The following is a 17,040-nucleotide window of genomic DNA, read 5'->3' on the forward strand; positions in this document are numbered from 1 at the left end:
AATGAAAAAGAAGCTGCCCGATTAATCCGGCAGCTTCCGCTTTTCCTGCAGCAAAACTCTGTGTATGCTCTTGATTGAGAGGTAGTATTCCTTCGCCAGATCTTCGGCGGTTTTCCCTTTCAAAAAGGAGCGGTAGATTTCGGCATTTCTCTGCCGGATATCTTTCTTAAAGCCGGTGTTGTCGCCCCAGCTGCGGCGGTTTTCCTCCTTGCGGGGAATATAGATGCAGACACCGTCCGCATATTTTTGTATCTGTTCTACCAATTCTTTGGGCAGAAGCTTCTCTGCCTTTATATAGCTCATTTTGCGTCTCCTCATTATTTTAGTGCAAGGATTCACAAAGGCTAATCTCTTTATTTTCATGCGATAGCCTTTGCTACGCACGGATAACGGATCTTGTAGTCATAATAATGCTCCTTTCCTGCTTCAGATCTGCGGGTATACTGTAAAGGAAAAATTGTCTTTATATAAAAATCTTCCAGTGGCTTTTCTGCCCGTTTCAATGATGCCCTGTGTGCACAGTCTTTTTAACTGTCCTCTGGAAATGCCGAGCTTTCGGCTTACCATTCCTTCCAGGCGGCATTCAATCTTAAACTCACTGGTGATCGTGACAGCTATCGGATGCTGTAGTGTTTCCAGGCATAAATCAGGGCCTGAAAGCACAGGAGCGATCCCTTTATAATCCGCTGCGACACGGTTTATTCTGTAGACATCTGTTGAGAACACATACTCCTTTACAAGTTCTTCACTGTTTTCACAGAATTTCTGATATAAGTTTTTGTTTATACTGCGGGCCTCCACTCTGCTTAGAATATCCATGTTCCAGGTATGTCCGCAGTCTTGACACAGGTAAATCAGCCAGACATCCAGCAGATTCTGGTTTGCGTTAATTCGGAATGCATGGCTGCATTCATAGCGGGCGGAAGTGCCGCAGTGCGGGCAGTGGCGGATTACCGCCGGCAGCCCGCACGGGATCAGCCGCCAAGTGACCGTTTCTATATTCATGTTCGCACCGTTCCTAATCGTGTATTTGATTGTTTCACATGTTTAGAAACGGTACGGCTTACGCATTATAAGAATAGCACAGATAGCGTAAATAGAAAACCTCATACTCATTTTCAAAAGAATATGAGGTGGTCTGTGATCAGGAATTTGTATGATAATGCGAAATCTTAAGCTCTCTTACGATCATCAGGGCAGAAATCAGAGCTGCAGTCAGGTCGGCGATGGGGCCGGCGTAGAGGATGCCGTCAATGCCTATAAACAGCGGCAGAATGATGATCAGCGGGAGCAGAAACAAAATCTGCCGGGTCAGTGAGAGAAAGATACCCTTCATCGGCTTTCCAATGGCCGTAAAAAAATTGGACGTAATCGGCTGCAGGAAGTTGAGGAAGGTAAACAGCAGAAAGATACGGAAATAGCTTTCTGCAAATCGGAAATATTCCTCAGAACCGTTGCCGAACAGGGATATGATCTGTCTGGGCAGAAGCTGAAACATCAAAAAGGCCGCCAGGGATATGAGAAAACCGGAAAATATGGCCTTGCGGTAAGCCTCTTTCACCCGGGCAAATCTGCTCGCGCCATAGTTAAAGCTGACGATGGGCTGCAGGCCCTGGGAGATACCGATGACAAAGGAGAAGAATACCTGATTTACCTTGATGATGATGCCTGCGCAGGCCAGCGGAATCGCTTCGCCATATACGGATAGCGCGCCGTAATGCGTCAGGGATTTATTCATGACGATCTGTACGATCATCATGGCCAGCTGGTTGCTGCAGGGCGCGGCTCCTAAGGAGGCGATCCTGCCGATATATCTGCCGCGGATTTTCAGATGCTCTCTGTGAATCGCGGCTGTACGGAAATGGCAGAGATAGTGGAAGGTCATAAAGCCGGAAATGATCTGTCCGATGATCGTGGCGGCAGCTGCGCCGGCCATGCCCCATTGAAAGCCAAATACAAACAGCGCGTCCAGTACGGTGTTGATAACGGCGCCGGTCAGATTGCAGACCATCGAGAATTTCGGATTTCCGTCGGCACGGATCAGATGTCCGCCGCCTGCAGTGAGAATCAGAAAGGGGAAGCCAAAGGCGGTGATTCTGGTATAGGTTCTGGCATATCCCATGACGTTATCCGGTGTCCCGAAAGCAATAAGCATCGGATCCAGAAACAGCTGAGTAAAAATGCAGAGCAAAACGCCGCAGCCAAACAGCATGACGGAGGCGTTTCCTGCGAAGTAAACGGCATCGTCCTTCTCTCCCCGTCCCATGGTCAGATTGAAGGCTGAGGCGCCGCCGATGCCAAACAGCAGGGCGATAGCGATGCAGGAGATGGACAGAGGAAAGGAGATGTTTGTGGCCGCATTGCCCAGTTCTCCCACACTTCTGCCGATAAAAAACTGGTCTACGATATTATAAAGCGCGCTGACCAGCATCGCGATAATGCTGGGAACCGCAAACTGCCGCAGAAGTTTCTGCACCGGCTCAGTACCAAGCGGATTGGAAGTTATTTTTTCGTTCATGTATTTTGCTCCGTTTCTTCATAAAGTGTATGTTCCATTATAGCATAAACAGTTTAATTATGCTAAAATAAGATGAAAAATAACAGTGATACTCGACAGAAAGGGGACAGGTATTATGATTAAGGAAAATCTGAAGAAAGTGGAAGCGCGGGTGGAAAATGCCTGCAGGCGGGCGGGGCGCAGCCCATTGGATGTGACCTTAATCGCAGTCAGCAAGACTAAGCCGGTATCCATGATCCGAGAGGTGATGGAGACCGGGATCGTGGATTTCGGAGAGAATAAAGTGCAGGAGCTGTGCGATAAGACGGAGCAGATACCGGAGAAGCTGAACTGGCACCTGATCGGCCATCTGCAGAGAAATAAAGTGAAATATATCATAGGCAGGGTCTGTATGATCCATTCGGTGGATTCACTGCGTCTGGCGCAGGAGATCCAGAAGGAAGCGGACAAGCACCAGGTGAGTGAAGTCCCGGTGCTGGTGGAGGTCAATATCGGCAATGAGGAGAGCAAAGACGGCGTATCCCCGGAGAATGCGGCGGAATTGGTGCAGGAGATCGCTAAACTGCCTGCGGTCAGAGTCATGGGGCTTATGACGGTAGCGCCTTTTGTGGAGGATCCTGAGGAAAACCGGGAGGCTTTCCGGACCATGCGACGGCTGCGTGATGAGATCGGGGCGCTTAGTATCCCCAATGTGCAGATGAAGGAGCTTTCCATGGGCATGACCGGTGATTTTGAGGTCGCTATAGAAGAAGGCGCCACCATGGTGCGGGTGGGCACGGCTATTTTCGGCGCCAGAAATTAAAGCATCTAAGGCGGCACGCCGGAATAGAGAGGAAGACTATGGTAAAAGCGGTGATATTTGATATGGACGGCACGATGATTGATACGGAAAGAGTATCGGCGGTGCTGTGGGAAAAGGCGGGGGAGGAGTTCGGCTACTGCATCGGCGAGGAAATCCTATGCCGTCTGCGTGGAACCAGCAGAGAAGAGGGCAGGCAGGCCATGCTGTCCTACTTCGGGGCAGAGTTTCCCTTCGATCAGGTCCGGGCAAGACAGCGGGAGATGTTTGATGCCAGGCTTAAGCAGGAAGGAATACCGGTCAAGGAAGGACTACAAGAGCTGCTTGCGTATTTGAAGGATCATGGCTGCCGCATCATGCTGGGCACAGCCACAGCGACGCCGAGGGTGAACTGGTACATGGAAGAACTGGGGATCGGCGGTTACTTTGACGGCATGATCTGTGGAGATATGGTGGCAAGGTGCAAACCGGATCCGGAAATCTTTCTGACAGCGGCGGAGTTTCTGCACTTAAGGCCGTCGGAATGCATGGTGATCGAAGACAGCTTCAACGGTATAAGGGCGGCGTATGCCGGCGGTTTTCTGCCGGTGATGGTGCCGGATCTGGCGGAACCCACACCGGAAATCGAGAGCATGCTGTATGCGAAATGCGATTCGCTGCTGGATGTGAAGGAACTGCTTGACCGGATGTGGAAAGAGGGTCTGCAAGAATCATAAATCGGCAGGATGCCGGCAGAACAGAACTGTCTGCCGGCATCCTGCCGTTTTGTATGGTGCGCCCGGGGGCGCATGTCTGCCGGGCATCTTAAAGGCTATAAGGGGCATTTCATCCCAAGCGTGTTGCGCGGCGGCCGGACAGTTTATATAATACGTATGTAAGCTTACAGTAAACAAATAACGAATAGGAGGCAGCCGTTGAAACTGACTGTGAATGAATGCCTGGACAACAAAGAGACGGAGATTGTGATCAACTGTTCCGTCATGGATCAGAGGCTGAAGCAGCTGATCAGATATATCCGGCAGTATACGTTTTCACTGGAAGGAATGCTGGGGGATGCGCGGCATATTGTCCCGCTGGAGGAAATCTACTACATCGAATCCGTGGATGGACGCACATTTCTGTACTGCGATCAAAATGTATATGAGAGCGGGGAGACCCTGGCCTTTTTGGAGAAACAGCTGGAAAGCAGCACTTTTGTGAGGGTGAGTAAAAACTGCATACTGAATCTGTCTCTGCTGGAAAGCCTGCGCTCCTTTTTGAATCACAGGATAGAGGCGACTATGAAAAACGGCGAGCGGCTGATGGTCACCAGAAATTACCTGGAGCAGTTCAAGATGAGAGTCGGTGAGCTGTAGACGCCGGCTGTCAGGGAAAACCGGAAGCACACTGAAAGTTCGAGGGTCATCAACCTGCGGTGGGTGACATGGAAAGTGAGGAAAATTTATGGAATCAATCAGAAAGTATTATATTCCTAACGCATGTATCAGCTTTACCATACTGGTTTTGTTTCAGTCTGCCGTCAATGCGCTTCGCGGCCGGGACGGCGCCGGTTTCGGCCGGTTCTGCCTGGAAGTCGGCCTGTGCATTCTGCTGGTCTGCGCAGTCGACTTCATTGTGGAACGCTTCAGTTTCCGAAGCGTCCGCGGAATGCTCGCAGGCAAATACATTGCGGAATGCGCCGCCATGCTCCTTTTTGGGTTCCTCTTTGGATGGTTTGAAGCGGGAGCGGCGGGCATTCTGGAGCCGGTTCTGCTGTTTTCATGTGTGTTTGCCGCCATTAATTACCGTGTGCACAGCATGAACCGCCGCGAAGAAGAAAAGCTGAACCGCATCATCCGTGAAAAGCTGGGCAGGTAATGGGTTTTTAGCGTTCTTCAAGGACCTGAAAGATGTAAAACTTCAGATAATAGGATTCATCCGCCGCCCAGAGGATCGGATGGTCCGGTGCCTGAGTGCGAAATTCTACCTGCCTTAACCTGCGGTGGGCGCTCCTTGCGGCTTCACGGATGGTTTTGGCAAACAGCTCGGGATCCATGAAGTGGGAGCAGGAGCAGGTGGCAAGAAATCCGCCGTTTTTCACGAGCTTCATGCCGCGCAGATTGATTTCACGGTAGCCTTTTACCGCATTTTTCACTGTGCTGCGCGATTTGGTGAAAGCGGGGGGATCCAGAATCACGACATCATAGGTTTCGCCGTCCTGCTCCAGCTTCGGCAGCAGTTCGAACACATCGGCGCAGCAAAAGCTCACGCGGTCCTCCAGGCGGTTTAGCGCGGCATTTTCACGGGCCTGCGCGATACCGAGTTCAGAGGCGTCCACGCCCAGCACCTCGGCTGCGCCGGCTATCCCGGCGTTTAATGCAAAGGATCCGGTGTGGGTGAAGCAGTCCAGCACGCGTTTGCCGGGACAGAGTTTCTGTATGGCCGCACGGTTGTATTTCTGATCCAGGAAAAATCCGGTCTTCTGGCCATCCTGGATGTCCACCAGATAGCGGACGCCGTTTTCTAATATCTCCACCTTAGTATCAAAGGGATCTCCGATAAAACCCTTATATCTTTCCATGCCCTCCTGCAGACGGACCTTAGCATCGCTTCGCTCATAGACTCCGCGTATTTGGATGCCGTCTTCGGCCAGGACCTTTTTCAGAGCGTCTATGACGGTAAGCTTGAGGCGGTCGATTCCCAGAGCCAGGGATTCCACCACCAGACAGTCGGAAAATTTATCGATCACGAGCCCCGGAAGAAAATCTGCTTCCCCAAAGACCAGGCGGCAGCTGGTGGTATCCACGGTCTGTCTGCGGTATTCCCAGGCATTTCGGACGCGCATTTCCAGAAAAGCGTCATCTATGACCGCACCGCGGTCACGGGACATCAGGCGGACCGTAATCTTGGAGCGGGTATTTATAAAACCGTATCCGAGAAAATAGCCGTCGAAGTCCACAATATTTACCATATCGCCGTTTTGAAAGCTGCCGGTGATACCGGCAATTTCGTTGTCATATACCCACATGCCGCCGACCTTCAGGGTGCGGCCCTCCCCTTTTTTCAGTGTGACAGTCCCAGAATACATCAGGCAGATCTCCTTTACTTGTTCTGCATTCATCTTAGGTGAAAGTGGCTGTGCTGTCAAGAAATATCAAAATTCTGATAATAATGCCGCCATTTATAGAATTGCCATTCGCTGAAAATGTGCTATGATGGTAACGGACTTATCCATATATGAAAAAGAGGAAATGAGAAGAGAGGAGACAGCATGATTTCAAATGTAAACTTTACGGAGGTTACGGAATCCAAAGTAACTTTATCCTGGGAAGGCGGGCCGGCGGACTGCTACCGGATCTATTGGGCGGACGCGGATTATCCGACGATGCGGTATGCCTTTATTGGGGAAACCAAAGAGCCGCGGTATGAACTGAACCGGTCTGCCCATGTTCCCCATTTTATAAAAATATCTGCGGTGAAGGACGGTGTGGAAGGGGAACTGTCCCAGACGTACCGCACTCCGATCAAAAAAGTGTTTCATGAACAGCTGGAGAAACTCTCCCGCGGACTGATTGCCGTGAAAACGCAGCAGGGCGTTTTTTTAAGCTGGAGACTCATGCTTGAGGAAGTGAGCGGCCATACACAGACCGGTCTTAGCGGGACAGATTTCATCGTATACAAAAACGGCAGAAAGCTCGCCAGAGTGACGGACAGCACGAATTATGAGGATGCGGGCGGAACCATGGAGGATTCCTATAGCGTGGCGCCTGTAAACGGAGACAATGCAGGGGAACCCTGTGACGCGGTGAAGCCCTGGACTTCCGGGGAGAACTACATAGACATCCCGCTGCGCCGTCCGGAAGGAGGCATAACTCCTGCCGGCACAGCCTATGAGTATAACGCCGGGGACATGAGCGTGGGTGACGCGGACGGGGACGGAGAATACGAATACTATGTGAAATGGGATCCGAGCAATGCGAAGGATGTTTCCCATAAAGGCTATACAGGCCCGGCCTTCATCGACTGCTATAAGCTGAACGGCAGGCTTTTGTGGCGGCTGGAACTGGGGAAAAATGTCCGTGCCGGCAGCCATTACACGCAGTTTATGGTCTATGATTTCGACGGTGACGGCAGGGCGGAGATGGCGGTAAAGACCGCGCCGGGAACCAGGATCACCCATTATCGTGAAGACGGTACGGTGCTGTCCTCCGAATATATCACACTGCCTGAAGAGGATGTGAAGAAGGGAATCAGCCATGAGGACAATTTTGTCTGCAGCGCAGAGGGCTACCGCGCACATCTGGCGAAGCTTTTCCGGTCATGGCACATGCATCCGGAGGTGAGGGCAGGCCATTGGCCCGCTACATTGGAAGAGTGCTTTAACAGAGAACCGGAATATTCCTATCCTCTTTCTAAGAAGGATGCGGAGGCTCTTGCGGATTATTTCATCCATGAATTTGCACCTTCCCGCAGCCCGAAAAACCAGCTGGATAATTTTGAGGGTTTTGTATATGACAGCCCCGAGTATCTGACCATGTTTTCCGGAGATGGGCATGAACTGGAGACCGTACGCTATCCCCATGACAGGGTGGACGACGGACTGATGTGGGGGGATTACGCTACAAGAAGGATCGAGCCCTGTAACCGCGTGGACCGTTTCCTCACAGGGGTGGCCTATCTGGACGGGGAGCATCCCTATCTTCTGGCTTGCCGCGGCTATTATACGAGAACCTGCATCGCGGCCTACCGGTTTGCGGAGGGGCATTTCCAGGAGTATTTTAAGATTGATTCCGGTTTTATGCCGATGAGCAACCCGTTTACTGACGATCCCCACAGCAGGAAGGGAACAGATCCTGTATACGGCATACTCTGCGGTCAGGGAAACCACAGCCTGGCAACGGCGGATGTGGACGGAGACGGCTGCCAGGAGATCATATACGGCGCGGCTGTGATTGACCATGACGGAAGTGTGCTCTACAGCCTGTACGGCTATCTGCCCGATGGCACATATACGAAATTCGGGCATGGCGACGCCATGCACACCGGGAAGATCGATCCGGACCGCCCGGGGCTGCAGACCTTCAGTGTGTATGAAAATGGGACGCGGGCGCCTTACGGCTATGCGCTTAGGGATGCGGGAACCGGTGAGGTGATCTTTGGCGAGCCGGGCTTTAAGGATCTGGGCCGCTGTATGGTCGGAGATGTGGATCCTAGCACGAGGGGGCTGCAGGTATGGGTGGATAAAATGTATTCCTGCACGGGCCAGGTGCTGGATCTTCCGCTCCTGGGAACGAACCAGTCCATCCGCTGGGCCGCGGATATGAGCACACAAATCATTGACAGCGGGCACCGGTATGAAGAGTATAACGGGCAGATCTCCGACCTCACCCATGGGGTGATGCTGGATCCGGAGGGCGTGACCACCAACAACAGCACCAAAGGAAATCCCTGCCTGGTAGCGGATCTGTTCGGAGATTTCCGGGAGGAGATATGTCTGCGCAAGACCGACAGCTCCGCCATCCGCATTTTTACCAATACGGAAATCACGGCGCACAAGCTGTTTACGCTGATGCACGATACCCAGTACAGAACTTCGGTGGCATGGCAGAACAACTGCTATAACCAACCCGGATATACGAAATTCTATTATGCCAGCGATATGGATTGGGCTTATGTGCTGCCGGCGCTGCTGTGACAGAAAGAGCGGATTGGAATAAGACTGCGTAATGACAATGGATAATTTGTTTTAGGGGACCACATGAAGAAATGGATAAAGGAAGACTGGGAATTTGAAATCACGGTCACAAAGGGGCAGTTTGATCAGTGCAGGATGGGATTTGAAACGGGTGACCGGTTTATGTGTACCTATGCCTGCCCGGACGGATTCTGTCCGAAGACAATGCCTGTTTTGCATACGCTGTGTGAAATAGCGCGCTGCGGTGGCAATTATAGGCTGCGGGGCAGTGACAGAGACTGGGAGATTGATTTTCCCTGTGCGGACGGTGCCATAGAATTTCGCTTAACTGCGAGGCATTTGGATGGCGTCCAGTGAAGTAAAAAAGCCAGGTGATTGATGTCGCCTGGCTTTTTGCGTGGTGCGCTTTAAATTTATCACACCTTCTGGCATTTCTTAAATACCGGCAGCAGAGCATAGTACAGCTCGTCAAAGATTTCCTTATTCTTCCGGTAGCATTCCGCATTGGCGGCGTTGGGCTCCCGCACGCAGTTTATGTCCAGGAACCGGTCGATGGCGCTGAAATCTTTATAGAGCCCGGCGCCCACGCCCGCGGTGACAGCCGCGCCCATGGAACAGGCCTCTTCCAGCACGGAAGGAACCAGGACTCTGGTGCCGAAGATATCCGCCAGGATCTGCTGCCAGACAGCGCCTCTGGCACCGCCGCCCAGCACCAGGATTTCATCGATGGGAGCGGTCTTCTGCAGTATTTTCAGAATGATATCCAGATTCATGGTGATGCCTTCCATGACGCTTCGCAGGAGATCCTCTCTGGCAGTTTCTGCGCGGATGCCGAAAAATGTCCCTCTCGCGTCCGGATTCCAGCGGGGCGCCCGCTCTCCCAGCAGATAGGGGAGAAAGATCACCCCGCCCGCCCCCGGCGCGCTCTTGGCAATCTCCCGGTTCATGTGGTCATAGGGGGAAGTGCCGTCCAGCCTTGCGTCATAGCATTCCATCCGGCAGACCGTATTTTTCAGCCAGCTGTATGAACCGCCCGCGTACTGCATGGTGCCGTTGGGCGCATACATGCCGGGTACGATATGGGCCCAGGTAACGGTCCGCATCTGCTCATCAAAGACCGGCTGATCGGAGCAGGTCATAACCCAGGCGGAAGTACCCAGGCAGCAGTAGGTTTTGCCGGGGCTTACAGAACCGGCTCCCACGCTGGCCGCAACCCCGTCGCCTCCCCCCATCACCACAGGGGTACCTGCTGACAGTCCGGTTTTAGCCGCCGCGTCTTTTGTGACGCCGCCGGCCACGAAGGTGGAGGGCACGAGTTTTGGCAGCTTGTCATAGTCCACTCCGGCACAGGCAATGATCTCTTCCGACCAGGCAAGCCTCTGCAGGTCGAAGCAGCCGTTGCTGTTGCCGTCGGAATATTCCGTATAGAAATTGCCGGTCAGACGGTAGATGATGTAGTCCTTCGCATTTAATACCTTATAAGTGCGTTCATAGATTTCCGGTTCGTTTTCCTTCACCCACATCAGTTTCTGTATGCCGTAGGAAGCTGTGTTGGGATGGCCGGAGATCCGGTAGTAGTCCCACTGCGTCATCTGCTCCTCTATCCTGGCCGCCTGTTTTCTGGCTCTCTGATCCGCCCAGATGATGGAGGGGCGCAGCGGGCGGCCTTCCCTGTCCACGCAGAGGCAGCCCATCATTTGACCGCTGAAGCTTACGGCAGCGATATCGGCGGGATCTGTGTGGCAGGAGGCGAGCAGCCCTCTGGTGCTTTCGCATACCGCGTTCCACCAGTCATCCGGGTCCTGCTCCACCCAGGTATCGTTAAAATAGTGTGTATCATAAGAGTGTACGGCACTTCCCATCAGTTTTCCTTCTGTGGAAAACAGCGTGGCTTTATCGCCTGAGGTGCCGAGATCATGCGCGAGCAAATATTTCATATACAGTTCTCCTTTTTTATTCTTTCAAAGCAACGATCCAAGCAGCGGTTCCGCTCATTCAGGCACTACGGTCACTTCGAATTTGTTGCGGTCTCCTCTGTATTTCGCTTTTGAATATTCTAACGGCACCCCATTTTTTGCATATCCCACAGATGTGAAATACAAAAGCGGGCTGCCCGGTTTTACCTGTAGGCTTCGGGCGTCCGTCGCCCCCGCCGAGACAGCTTCGATGGTCCTCTGCACATAGAGGATCTTATCGTCGGCGCTGTGGGACTGAAGCGTCTTATAGAGGGATTCGGAAGTGAAATCATGGTCCAGCAGGTAACCGCATCGGTCCTGTGGCAGATATGTCTCCAGAACCACCAGCGGAACCGCATCGGCAAAACGCCGTCTGTGCAGCAGAATGAGCGGTGCTCCTTCCTTAAGCCTTAAGGCATCCGCGGCGGGCTTGTCGGCGGATGTGACCGTCAGTTTCAGAACCTCCGTGCGCGGCGTCATGCCCAGACGCTGGATTTGATCGTTGAAAGACTCCAGCTTTTTGATAAAGTCCTGGTTGATCTTGGGCGCGGAGACAAATGTCCCCTTGCTTTTTACCCGGTAGAGCCAGCCTTCTGTGACCAGCTCTGTGATAGCCTGGCGGATGGTAGTCCTGCTGATGCCAAGGGCCTGACAGATTTCTGCTTCCGTAGGAATGATGCTCCCGGGCGGATAACTGCCGTTTTTGATTTCTGCAAGTATCCGTTCTTTCAGCTGAAAATAAAGGGGAATCGGAACGGTCTTGTCTAGTGGATGGTCGAATAACACGTTTGGTACCTCCAGGAATTTTGTCACTATATGTATCTATATCATAACATAGCGTGCGGATTTGTACAATGACAATTATATGTGCAACATATATAATGATAAGCGATTATAGAGAGCAATATAGACAAAAACATGCATATAACGCGGATGTCATTGACAAAGACCTGTCGGAAGCTTATTATATCATTATGTAGTGACAAAGGGATAAAGAGAGGTGAGCGGATTGGATAAACTGGAATTGGCGAAGATCGCGCTGCTCGGTATGCAGCGGCAGCCCTGGGAGCAGGGGGTGGCCATGCAGGCATTTTTGGAATGCGAAGAGGACCGGATTGTGGCGGCCATGGCAAAGGAGGCGGCTTACCGGCGGATGGAGGACGGCAGGACCGCGGTCTTTGGCGGCACACATGCGGTTACGGATCCCTGTTCCAACGGGGAGGGAATTCTGTATACTTATCGAAACACCGGTGATGAAGAGTTAAAGAAAGCTTTTGATGGACTGCTGGAATGGGCCCTTCATAAGGCTCCCAGAAATGCGGACGGCATCGTCTATCATATGGACAACGCATGTTCCATGTGGGTGGATTCCCTGTATATGCTGCCTCCGTTTCTTGCCTGTGCCGGTAAATATGAAGAGGCGGTGAAGCAGGTGCTGGGCTATTTTAAGCTTTTATATAATAAAGAAAAGCATCTGATGAGCCATATGTGGGATGACAGCGCAGGGGAGTTTCTGCGTAAGGATTTCTGGGGCGTGGGCAACGGATGGGCCCTGGCCGGGACGGCCAGAGTGATCGCCATGCTGCCGGAAGAGATGGAGGGTGAGCGGCGCAGGCTGACCGACATGGAGAGAGAGCTCCTGGACGGAGTCTTAAGCTGCATGCGGGAAGACGGGCTGTTTCATGATGTGCTGGACCGTCCGGATACCTTTGTGGAAACGAACTGCGGTCAGATGACCGCCTATACGATCTATCGGGGCGTTGCGGACGGCTGGCTCGGACGGGAATATCTGCAGGCAGCGGATAAGATGCGCCATGCGGCTGAATCCAAGGTGGATGCCTTCGGCAGGGTGACGGATGTCTGCGGTGCCCCCCGTTTTGACCGGCCGGGATGCGCGCCGGAAGGCAACGCGTTTTATCTGCTGATGGAGTCTGCCTGTGAAAAGCTGCAGCGCGGCGAAATGTGATGTGCGCAGTGTGATATGTAAACAGTGATGTGCGAAAAGGAGAGGCATGCTATGGAGAGAAGAAATCGGATCGCCCTGCTTCAGGATGTGATGAAGCGGGAAGGTGTGGAGGCTGTTCTTGTGGAAAGCGCGGTGAACCGCCGGTATCTCACCTATGTGGATACCAGTGCAGGTGCTTTGATCGTGACAGCGGAGGATGCGGTCTTTCTGGTGGATTTCAGATATATTGAAAAGGCCAGAAAAGAATGTGTGGGCTGTGAGGTCATGCTCTGTCCGGATTTTACCGTGGGGATACAACAGTTTTTGTCCGGCAGAGGGGTACAGGAGGTACTGATTGAGCGGGAGCGCATTTCTCTGATGAGATATGAGGAGCTGACAGGGATCTGCACCGGTCAGCGCTTCAGCACAGATAAAAGCGCGGGCGCTCTGATTGAGGAACTTAGAAAAATCAAAGATCCCTATGAACTTTCCTGCTTCCGACTGGCTCAAAAGATCGGCGATGAGGCGTTCCTGCACATGCTGGACGTGATCCGTCCCGGCAGGATGGAATCAGAACTTAAGATGGAGCTGGGGACCTATATGGTAAAGCTGGGTTCACAGAACTACGGCATGAACTTCATCACATCCTCCGGCATCAAGACTTCTCTGCCCCATGGCGGCAGCGGTGACGCACAGGTGCAGAAGGGCGATTTTGTCATGATGGATTTCGGAGGAACAATAGACGGCTATAGCTCAGATATGACCAGAACCGTGGCGGTGGGATCTGTTACGGACGAGCAGCGCGAGGTGTATGAGCATGTAAAACAGGCGCAGCTTAAGGCGCTGGCCGCCATAAAGCCCGGAGTTACCGGCCAGGCGGTGGATAAAACGGCCAGGGATTATATCTACGGCAAGGGCTATACCGGCTGCTTCGGCCACGGCCTCGGCCACAGTCTCGGACTGGAGATCCACGAAAATCCCCGGTGCAGCGAAATCTGTACTGAGGTTCTGCGTCCAGGCATGATGATGACTGTGGAACCGGGCATTTATCTGGAAGGCCGATTCGGCGTCAGGATCGAGGACATGGGCGTGGTGACGGAAGACGGTTTTGACAATATGACACACAGCGATAAAGAACTGATAGTTGTGGGTTAAACACAAACAGTTGAGACGGCGCAGGTGTGAAGGAAACCTGCGTAAGACCGGATAAGAGGAGACACACGGAAGTGTGCGCATGCCATCAACCTGCGGTTGGAGACATGAAATATGAGGAGGACTGCGTTGAAAACACTGATTGTAGATAAGAACGGCGCGCTTTCGGTACGGGAGATCCCCGTGCCGGAATATGGGGAGTGCCAGGCATTAGTAAAGACGCTAAGCTGCGGCGTCTGCAACGGGACCGATATGAAGCTGATTCACGGATCGTTTAAAAATTTTAACACCTACCCGGCGATTCTGGGACATGAAGGGGTGGGCCGTGTGGTGGAAACCGGCAGCAGGGTGAAACATCTGAAGGTGGGAGACATGGTGCTGCTTCCGTTTCTGGAGCAGGAGACCTGCGGCCTGACTCCCGGATGGGGCGCCTATTCCGAATACGCGGTAGTGGGGGACGCGGATGCGTATATCAGCAGTGGTATGGGACCCGGCACCCGCGAGTGGAGTGAATCCTATCTGGCCCAGACCGTCATCCGGCCGGAGGATAAGGTGGACGCGGTGGGCGCGTCCATGATCATCACCTTCAGAGAGGTCCTAAGCGCCATCCGCAGATTTGGCTTTCAGCCCAATGAGAATGTACTGATTCTGGGCGCAGGGCCTGTGGGGCTGTGCTTTACCAGATTTGCTAAGCTTCTGGGGATGAAGACGGTGATCACCACGGATATCATGCCGGATAAGGTGGAGGCCGCAAAGCGTTTGGGAGCGGATTATGCCTTTGATACTTCCCGGTGTGACATCGAAGAGGAGGTCAGAGGGCTTTTTCCGGACGGAATCGACTATGTGGTGGATGCGGTAGGCATCAACAGCCTGATCAACCAGGGATTAAAGCTTGTGAAGTACAACGGTAGCATGTGCTGCTATGGGATTTCTCCGCGCCTTGGGATGGAGCTTAGCTGGGCCGCGGCCCCCTACAACTGGAATCTGAAATTTGTCCAGTGGCCCAGCAAAAAAGAAGAGGGAGAGGCTCACAGCCAGATCATGGCGTGGATCAACCAGGGAGCGTTAGATCCCATGGATTTCATCTCCCATGTGATACCGTTTGAGAACATAATGGATGCGTTCCGGCTGGTTGAAGAGAGAAGGCCGGATACGAAGAAAATCGTAATCTCCTATGAGGATTAACCGTAAATTCTAATTGTTAAGGAAAGGAAAATTAAGATGACAGAGAGTAAATTATTCTGCGTGCTGCCCGACTATGTCTGCACGCCGGACGGTATGGCAATTGACCGGTATGGCAACCTGGTTCTGTCCTGCCCTAATTATGCCCAGGACGACCTTTCCGGCTGCGTGGTAAAGATTGATAAAGACGGTAATGTGAAGAAATGGTTCGATGTACCGGTGCATCCGGAGACGGGGGTGGCCCGCAATATGGGTATCGCCTTTGATGATGAGTGGAATGTATACCTGTGTGACAACCAGGGCTGGAGCGAACGGGAAGAACTGCTGTTTAAGGGAAGGGTGCTGAAGATAACCGTGGACGATGACGGCAATATCTTAAAATCCGCCGTGGTGGCCGAGCACATGGAGCATCCCAACGGCATCCGCATCCGCGGCGGTTATATGTACGTTACGCAGAGCTACCTGCATCCGGTGCACCGGGAAGACGGAAAGCTTGTGAGCTGCGTCTACCGTTTCCGCCTGGATGAAGAAAATGTGCAGATTACCAACACGCTGGAGGACCCCAATATTTTCGCAACCTTTATCACCCATAATCCGGACTGCCAGTACGGCGCGGACGGCATTGTATTTGACAAAGAAGGAAATCTGTATGTGGGGAATTTCGGGGACGGCGCCGTATACCGTCTGACCTTCAATGAGGATGGGAGCCTGAAGGAAAACAGGGTATTCGCACAGAACCCGAAGGAGCTTCAGAGCACCGACGGAATGATTTTTGACGAAGAGGGAAACCTTTATATAGCGGATTTTTCCGCCAATGCCATCGCCAGGGTGAAAAAGGACGGCACTGTGGAGCGGATCGCCCAGAGCCCGGACTGCACCGGCGTGGACGGCGGCCTGGACCAGCCCGGCGAGCCCATCGTATGGAACGGGCGGATCATCGCATCCTGCTTCGATCTGGTGACAGGCCCGGATAAGGTGAATCAGAAACATGAGATGCCGGCGACACTGGTTGCGCTGGATTTATAAAGAAGGGAGAATAAATAATTATGGGAGTACAGATCACACCGAAGGAACTGGCAGCTTATTTTGACCACACTCAGCTTCGCGCCTATGCGGTGCATGAGGATTTTGTAAAGCTCTGTAAAGAGAGCATGGATTACGGATTTGCGATGGTGGCCATCAATCCGGCCCAGGTGGTGCGTTGCTGCAGGCTGCTTAAAGGCAGTGAAGTGCATGTGGGCGCAGCGGTCGGATTCCCTCTGGGGCAGACCACTGTGGAAGACAAATGCAATGAAACACAAACGGCCATCGCTAACGGTGCGGATGAGATCGACTATGTGATCAACATCACGGAGCTGAAGGAGAAAAATTATTCCTATATTGAAGAAGAAATGGCAAAGATCGTGCAGATCTGCAGGGAAAGCAATGTGATTTCCAAGGTGATTTTCGAAAACTGCTATCTGACGGATCCGGAAAAAGAGGAGATGTGCCGCATCGCGTTAAATGTACGGCCGGATTATATCAAGACCTCCACAGGCTTCGGCACCGGAGGGGCAACCTTTGAGGATGTGGCCCTGATGAAAAGGATCGTGGGCGATCACGTGAAGGTAAAGGCTGCCGGCGGTATCCGTAACCTGGAAACCGCGCTTAAGATGATCGATCTGGGCGTTTCGAGGATCGGTTCCACAGCCAGCGTGGCGATCGTGGAAGAGCTTAAGAAAAGCCTGTAATAAATATGATTGTTGCTATTTACAGTTGCCGTGGGAGTGTAAAATAAAGTGTGTAAGTTACCGGTAACCAAACTTACGCACTTTA

Annotated in this window: 17 protein-coding genes; 11 read left to right on the top strand and 6 right to left on the bottom strand. The window is 52.5% G+C overall.

Going from position 1 to position 17,040, the window contains the following annotated elements:
- Nucleotides 1–21: 21 nt before the first annotated feature.
- The 3 genes from DWZ56_RS21845 to DWZ56_RS21855 form a co-directional block, all read right to left on the bottom strand.
- Entirely contained in the window at nt 22–303 is a 282-nt protein-coding gene (locus DWZ56_RS21845; protein WP_118558747.1) for a CD3324 family protein, read from the bottom strand.
- A gap of 123 nt (nt 304–426) precedes the next feature.
- Nucleotides 427–1,005, bottom strand: coding sequence for a DUF1062 domain-containing protein (locus DWZ56_RS21850; RefSeq protein WP_118558748.1), 579 nt, complete (start codon nt 1,003–1,005; stop codon nt 427–429).
- 139 nt (nt 1,006–1,144) lie between these two features.
- Nucleotides 1,145–2,518: an MATE family efflux transporter gene (locus DWZ56_RS21855; RefSeq protein ID WP_118558749.1), complete on the bottom strand. Its 1,374-nt coding sequence runs from the start codon at nt 2,516–2,518 to the stop codon at nt 1,145–1,147.
- A gap of 115 nt (nt 2,519–2,633) precedes the next feature.
- On the opposite strand from DWZ56_RS21855, the gene DWZ56_RS21860 reads away from it, so the two are divergent.
- The 4 genes from DWZ56_RS21860 to DWZ56_RS21875 all read left to right on the top strand — a co-directional run bounded on the left by DWZ56_RS21860 (nt 2,634) and on the right by DWZ56_RS21875 (nt 5,174).
- Nucleotides 2,634–3,320 (top strand): YggS family pyridoxal phosphate-dependent enzyme, encoded by a 687-nt coding sequence (locus DWZ56_RS21860; RefSeq protein WP_118558750.1) that lies wholly within the window; start codon nt 2,634–2,636, stop codon nt 3,318–3,320.
- 38 nt (nt 3,321–3,358) lie between these two features.
- Complete coding sequence (locus DWZ56_RS21865; RefSeq protein ID WP_118558751.1) at nt 3,359–4,033, top strand: HAD family hydrolase; 675 nt, start codon at nt 3,359–3,361, stop codon at nt 4,031–4,033.
- Between the two features lie 198 nt (nt 4,034–4,231).
- Complete coding sequence (locus DWZ56_RS21870; protein WP_118558752.1) at nt 4,232–4,672, top strand: LytTR family DNA-binding domain-containing protein; 441 nt, start codon at nt 4,232–4,234, stop codon at nt 4,670–4,672.
- Nucleotides 4,673–4,760: 88 nt separating this feature from the next.
- Nucleotides 4,761–5,174 carry a DUF3021 family protein gene (locus DWZ56_RS21875; protein ID WP_118558753.1) on the top strand — a complete coding sequence of 138 codons (414 nt, stop codon included), beginning with the start codon at nt 4,761–4,763 and terminating at the stop codon, nt 5,172–5,174.
- 7 nt (nt 5,175–5,181) lie between these two features.
- Here DWZ56_RS21875 and DWZ56_RS21880 read toward each other — a convergent pair whose 3' ends face one another.
- Entirely contained in the window at nt 5,182–6,384 is a 1,203-nt protein-coding gene (locus DWZ56_RS21880; RefSeq protein WP_118558754.1) for a class I SAM-dependent rRNA methyltransferase, read from the bottom strand.
- Between the two features lie 183 nt (nt 6,385–6,567).
- Between DWZ56_RS21880 and DWZ56_RS21885 the strand changes: the two genes are divergently transcribed.
- Both DWZ56_RS21885 and DWZ56_RS21890 read left to right on the top strand, forming a co-directional pair.
- Nucleotides 6,568–8,991 (top strand): rhamnogalacturonan lyase family protein, encoded by a 2,424-nt coding sequence (locus DWZ56_RS21885; RefSeq protein WP_118558755.1) that lies wholly within the window; start codon nt 6,568–6,570, stop codon nt 8,989–8,991.
- 63 nt (nt 8,992–9,054) lie between these two features.
- Nucleotides 9,055–9,348 carry a TIGR04076 family protein gene (locus DWZ56_RS21890; protein ID WP_118558756.1) on the top strand — a complete coding sequence of 98 codons (294 nt, stop codon included), beginning with the start codon at nt 9,055–9,057 and terminating at the stop codon, nt 9,346–9,348.
- Between the two features lie 59 nt (nt 9,349–9,407).
- On the opposite strand, the gene xylB is transcribed toward DWZ56_RS21890, so the two are convergent.
- Together xylB and DWZ56_RS21900 are read right to left on the bottom strand one after the other, a co-directional pair.
- Entirely contained in the window at nt 9,408–10,928 is a 1,521-nt protein-coding gene (gene xylB / locus DWZ56_RS21895) for a xylulokinase (protein ID WP_118558757.1), read from the bottom strand.
- 54 nt (nt 10,929–10,982) lie between these two features.
- Nucleotides 10,983–11,732 (bottom strand): GntR family transcriptional regulator, encoded by a 750-nt coding sequence (locus DWZ56_RS21900; protein WP_118558758.1) that lies wholly within the window; start codon nt 11,730–11,732, stop codon nt 10,983–10,985.
- A gap of 223 nt (nt 11,733–11,955) precedes the next feature.
- Between DWZ56_RS21900 and DWZ56_RS21905 the strand changes: the two genes are divergently transcribed.
- From DWZ56_RS21905 to deoC, 5 genes are all read left to right on the top strand, one after another.
- On the top strand, nt 11,956–12,912 hold the full coding sequence (locus DWZ56_RS21905) for a glycoside hydrolase family 88 protein (protein ID WP_243095425.1): 957 nt from the start codon (nt 11,956–11,958) through the stop codon (nt 12,910–12,912).
- 51 nt (nt 12,913–12,963) lie between these two features.
- A complete protein-coding gene (locus tag DWZ56_RS21910) occupies nt 12,964–14,046 on the top strand; it encodes a M24 family metallopeptidase (RefSeq protein ID WP_158584689.1) in 1,083 nt (360 codons plus the stop codon).
- A gap of 126 nt (nt 14,047–14,172) precedes the next feature.
- Complete coding sequence (locus tag DWZ56_RS21915; RefSeq protein WP_118558760.1) at nt 14,173–15,228, top strand: zinc-dependent alcohol dehydrogenase; 1,056 nt, start codon at nt 14,173–14,175, stop codon at nt 15,226–15,228.
- Between the two features lie 36 nt (nt 15,229–15,264).
- Complete coding sequence (locus DWZ56_RS21920) at nt 15,265–16,251, top strand: SMP-30/gluconolactonase/LRE family protein (protein WP_118558761.1); 987 nt, start codon at nt 15,265–15,267, stop codon at nt 16,249–16,251.
- Between the two features lie 20 nt (nt 16,252–16,271).
- On the top strand, nt 16,272–16,955 hold the full coding sequence (gene deoC / locus DWZ56_RS21925) for a deoxyribose-phosphate aldolase (protein ID WP_118558762.1): 684 nt from the start codon (nt 16,272–16,274) through the stop codon (nt 16,953–16,955).
- Nucleotides 16,956–17,040 lie beyond the last annotated feature (85 nt).

Source organism: Lachnotalea sp. AF33-28 (assembly GCF_003477885.1).
In the GTDB taxonomy this organism is placed as follows: domain Bacteria; phylum Bacillota; class Clostridia; order Lachnospirales; family Lachnospiraceae; genus AF33-28.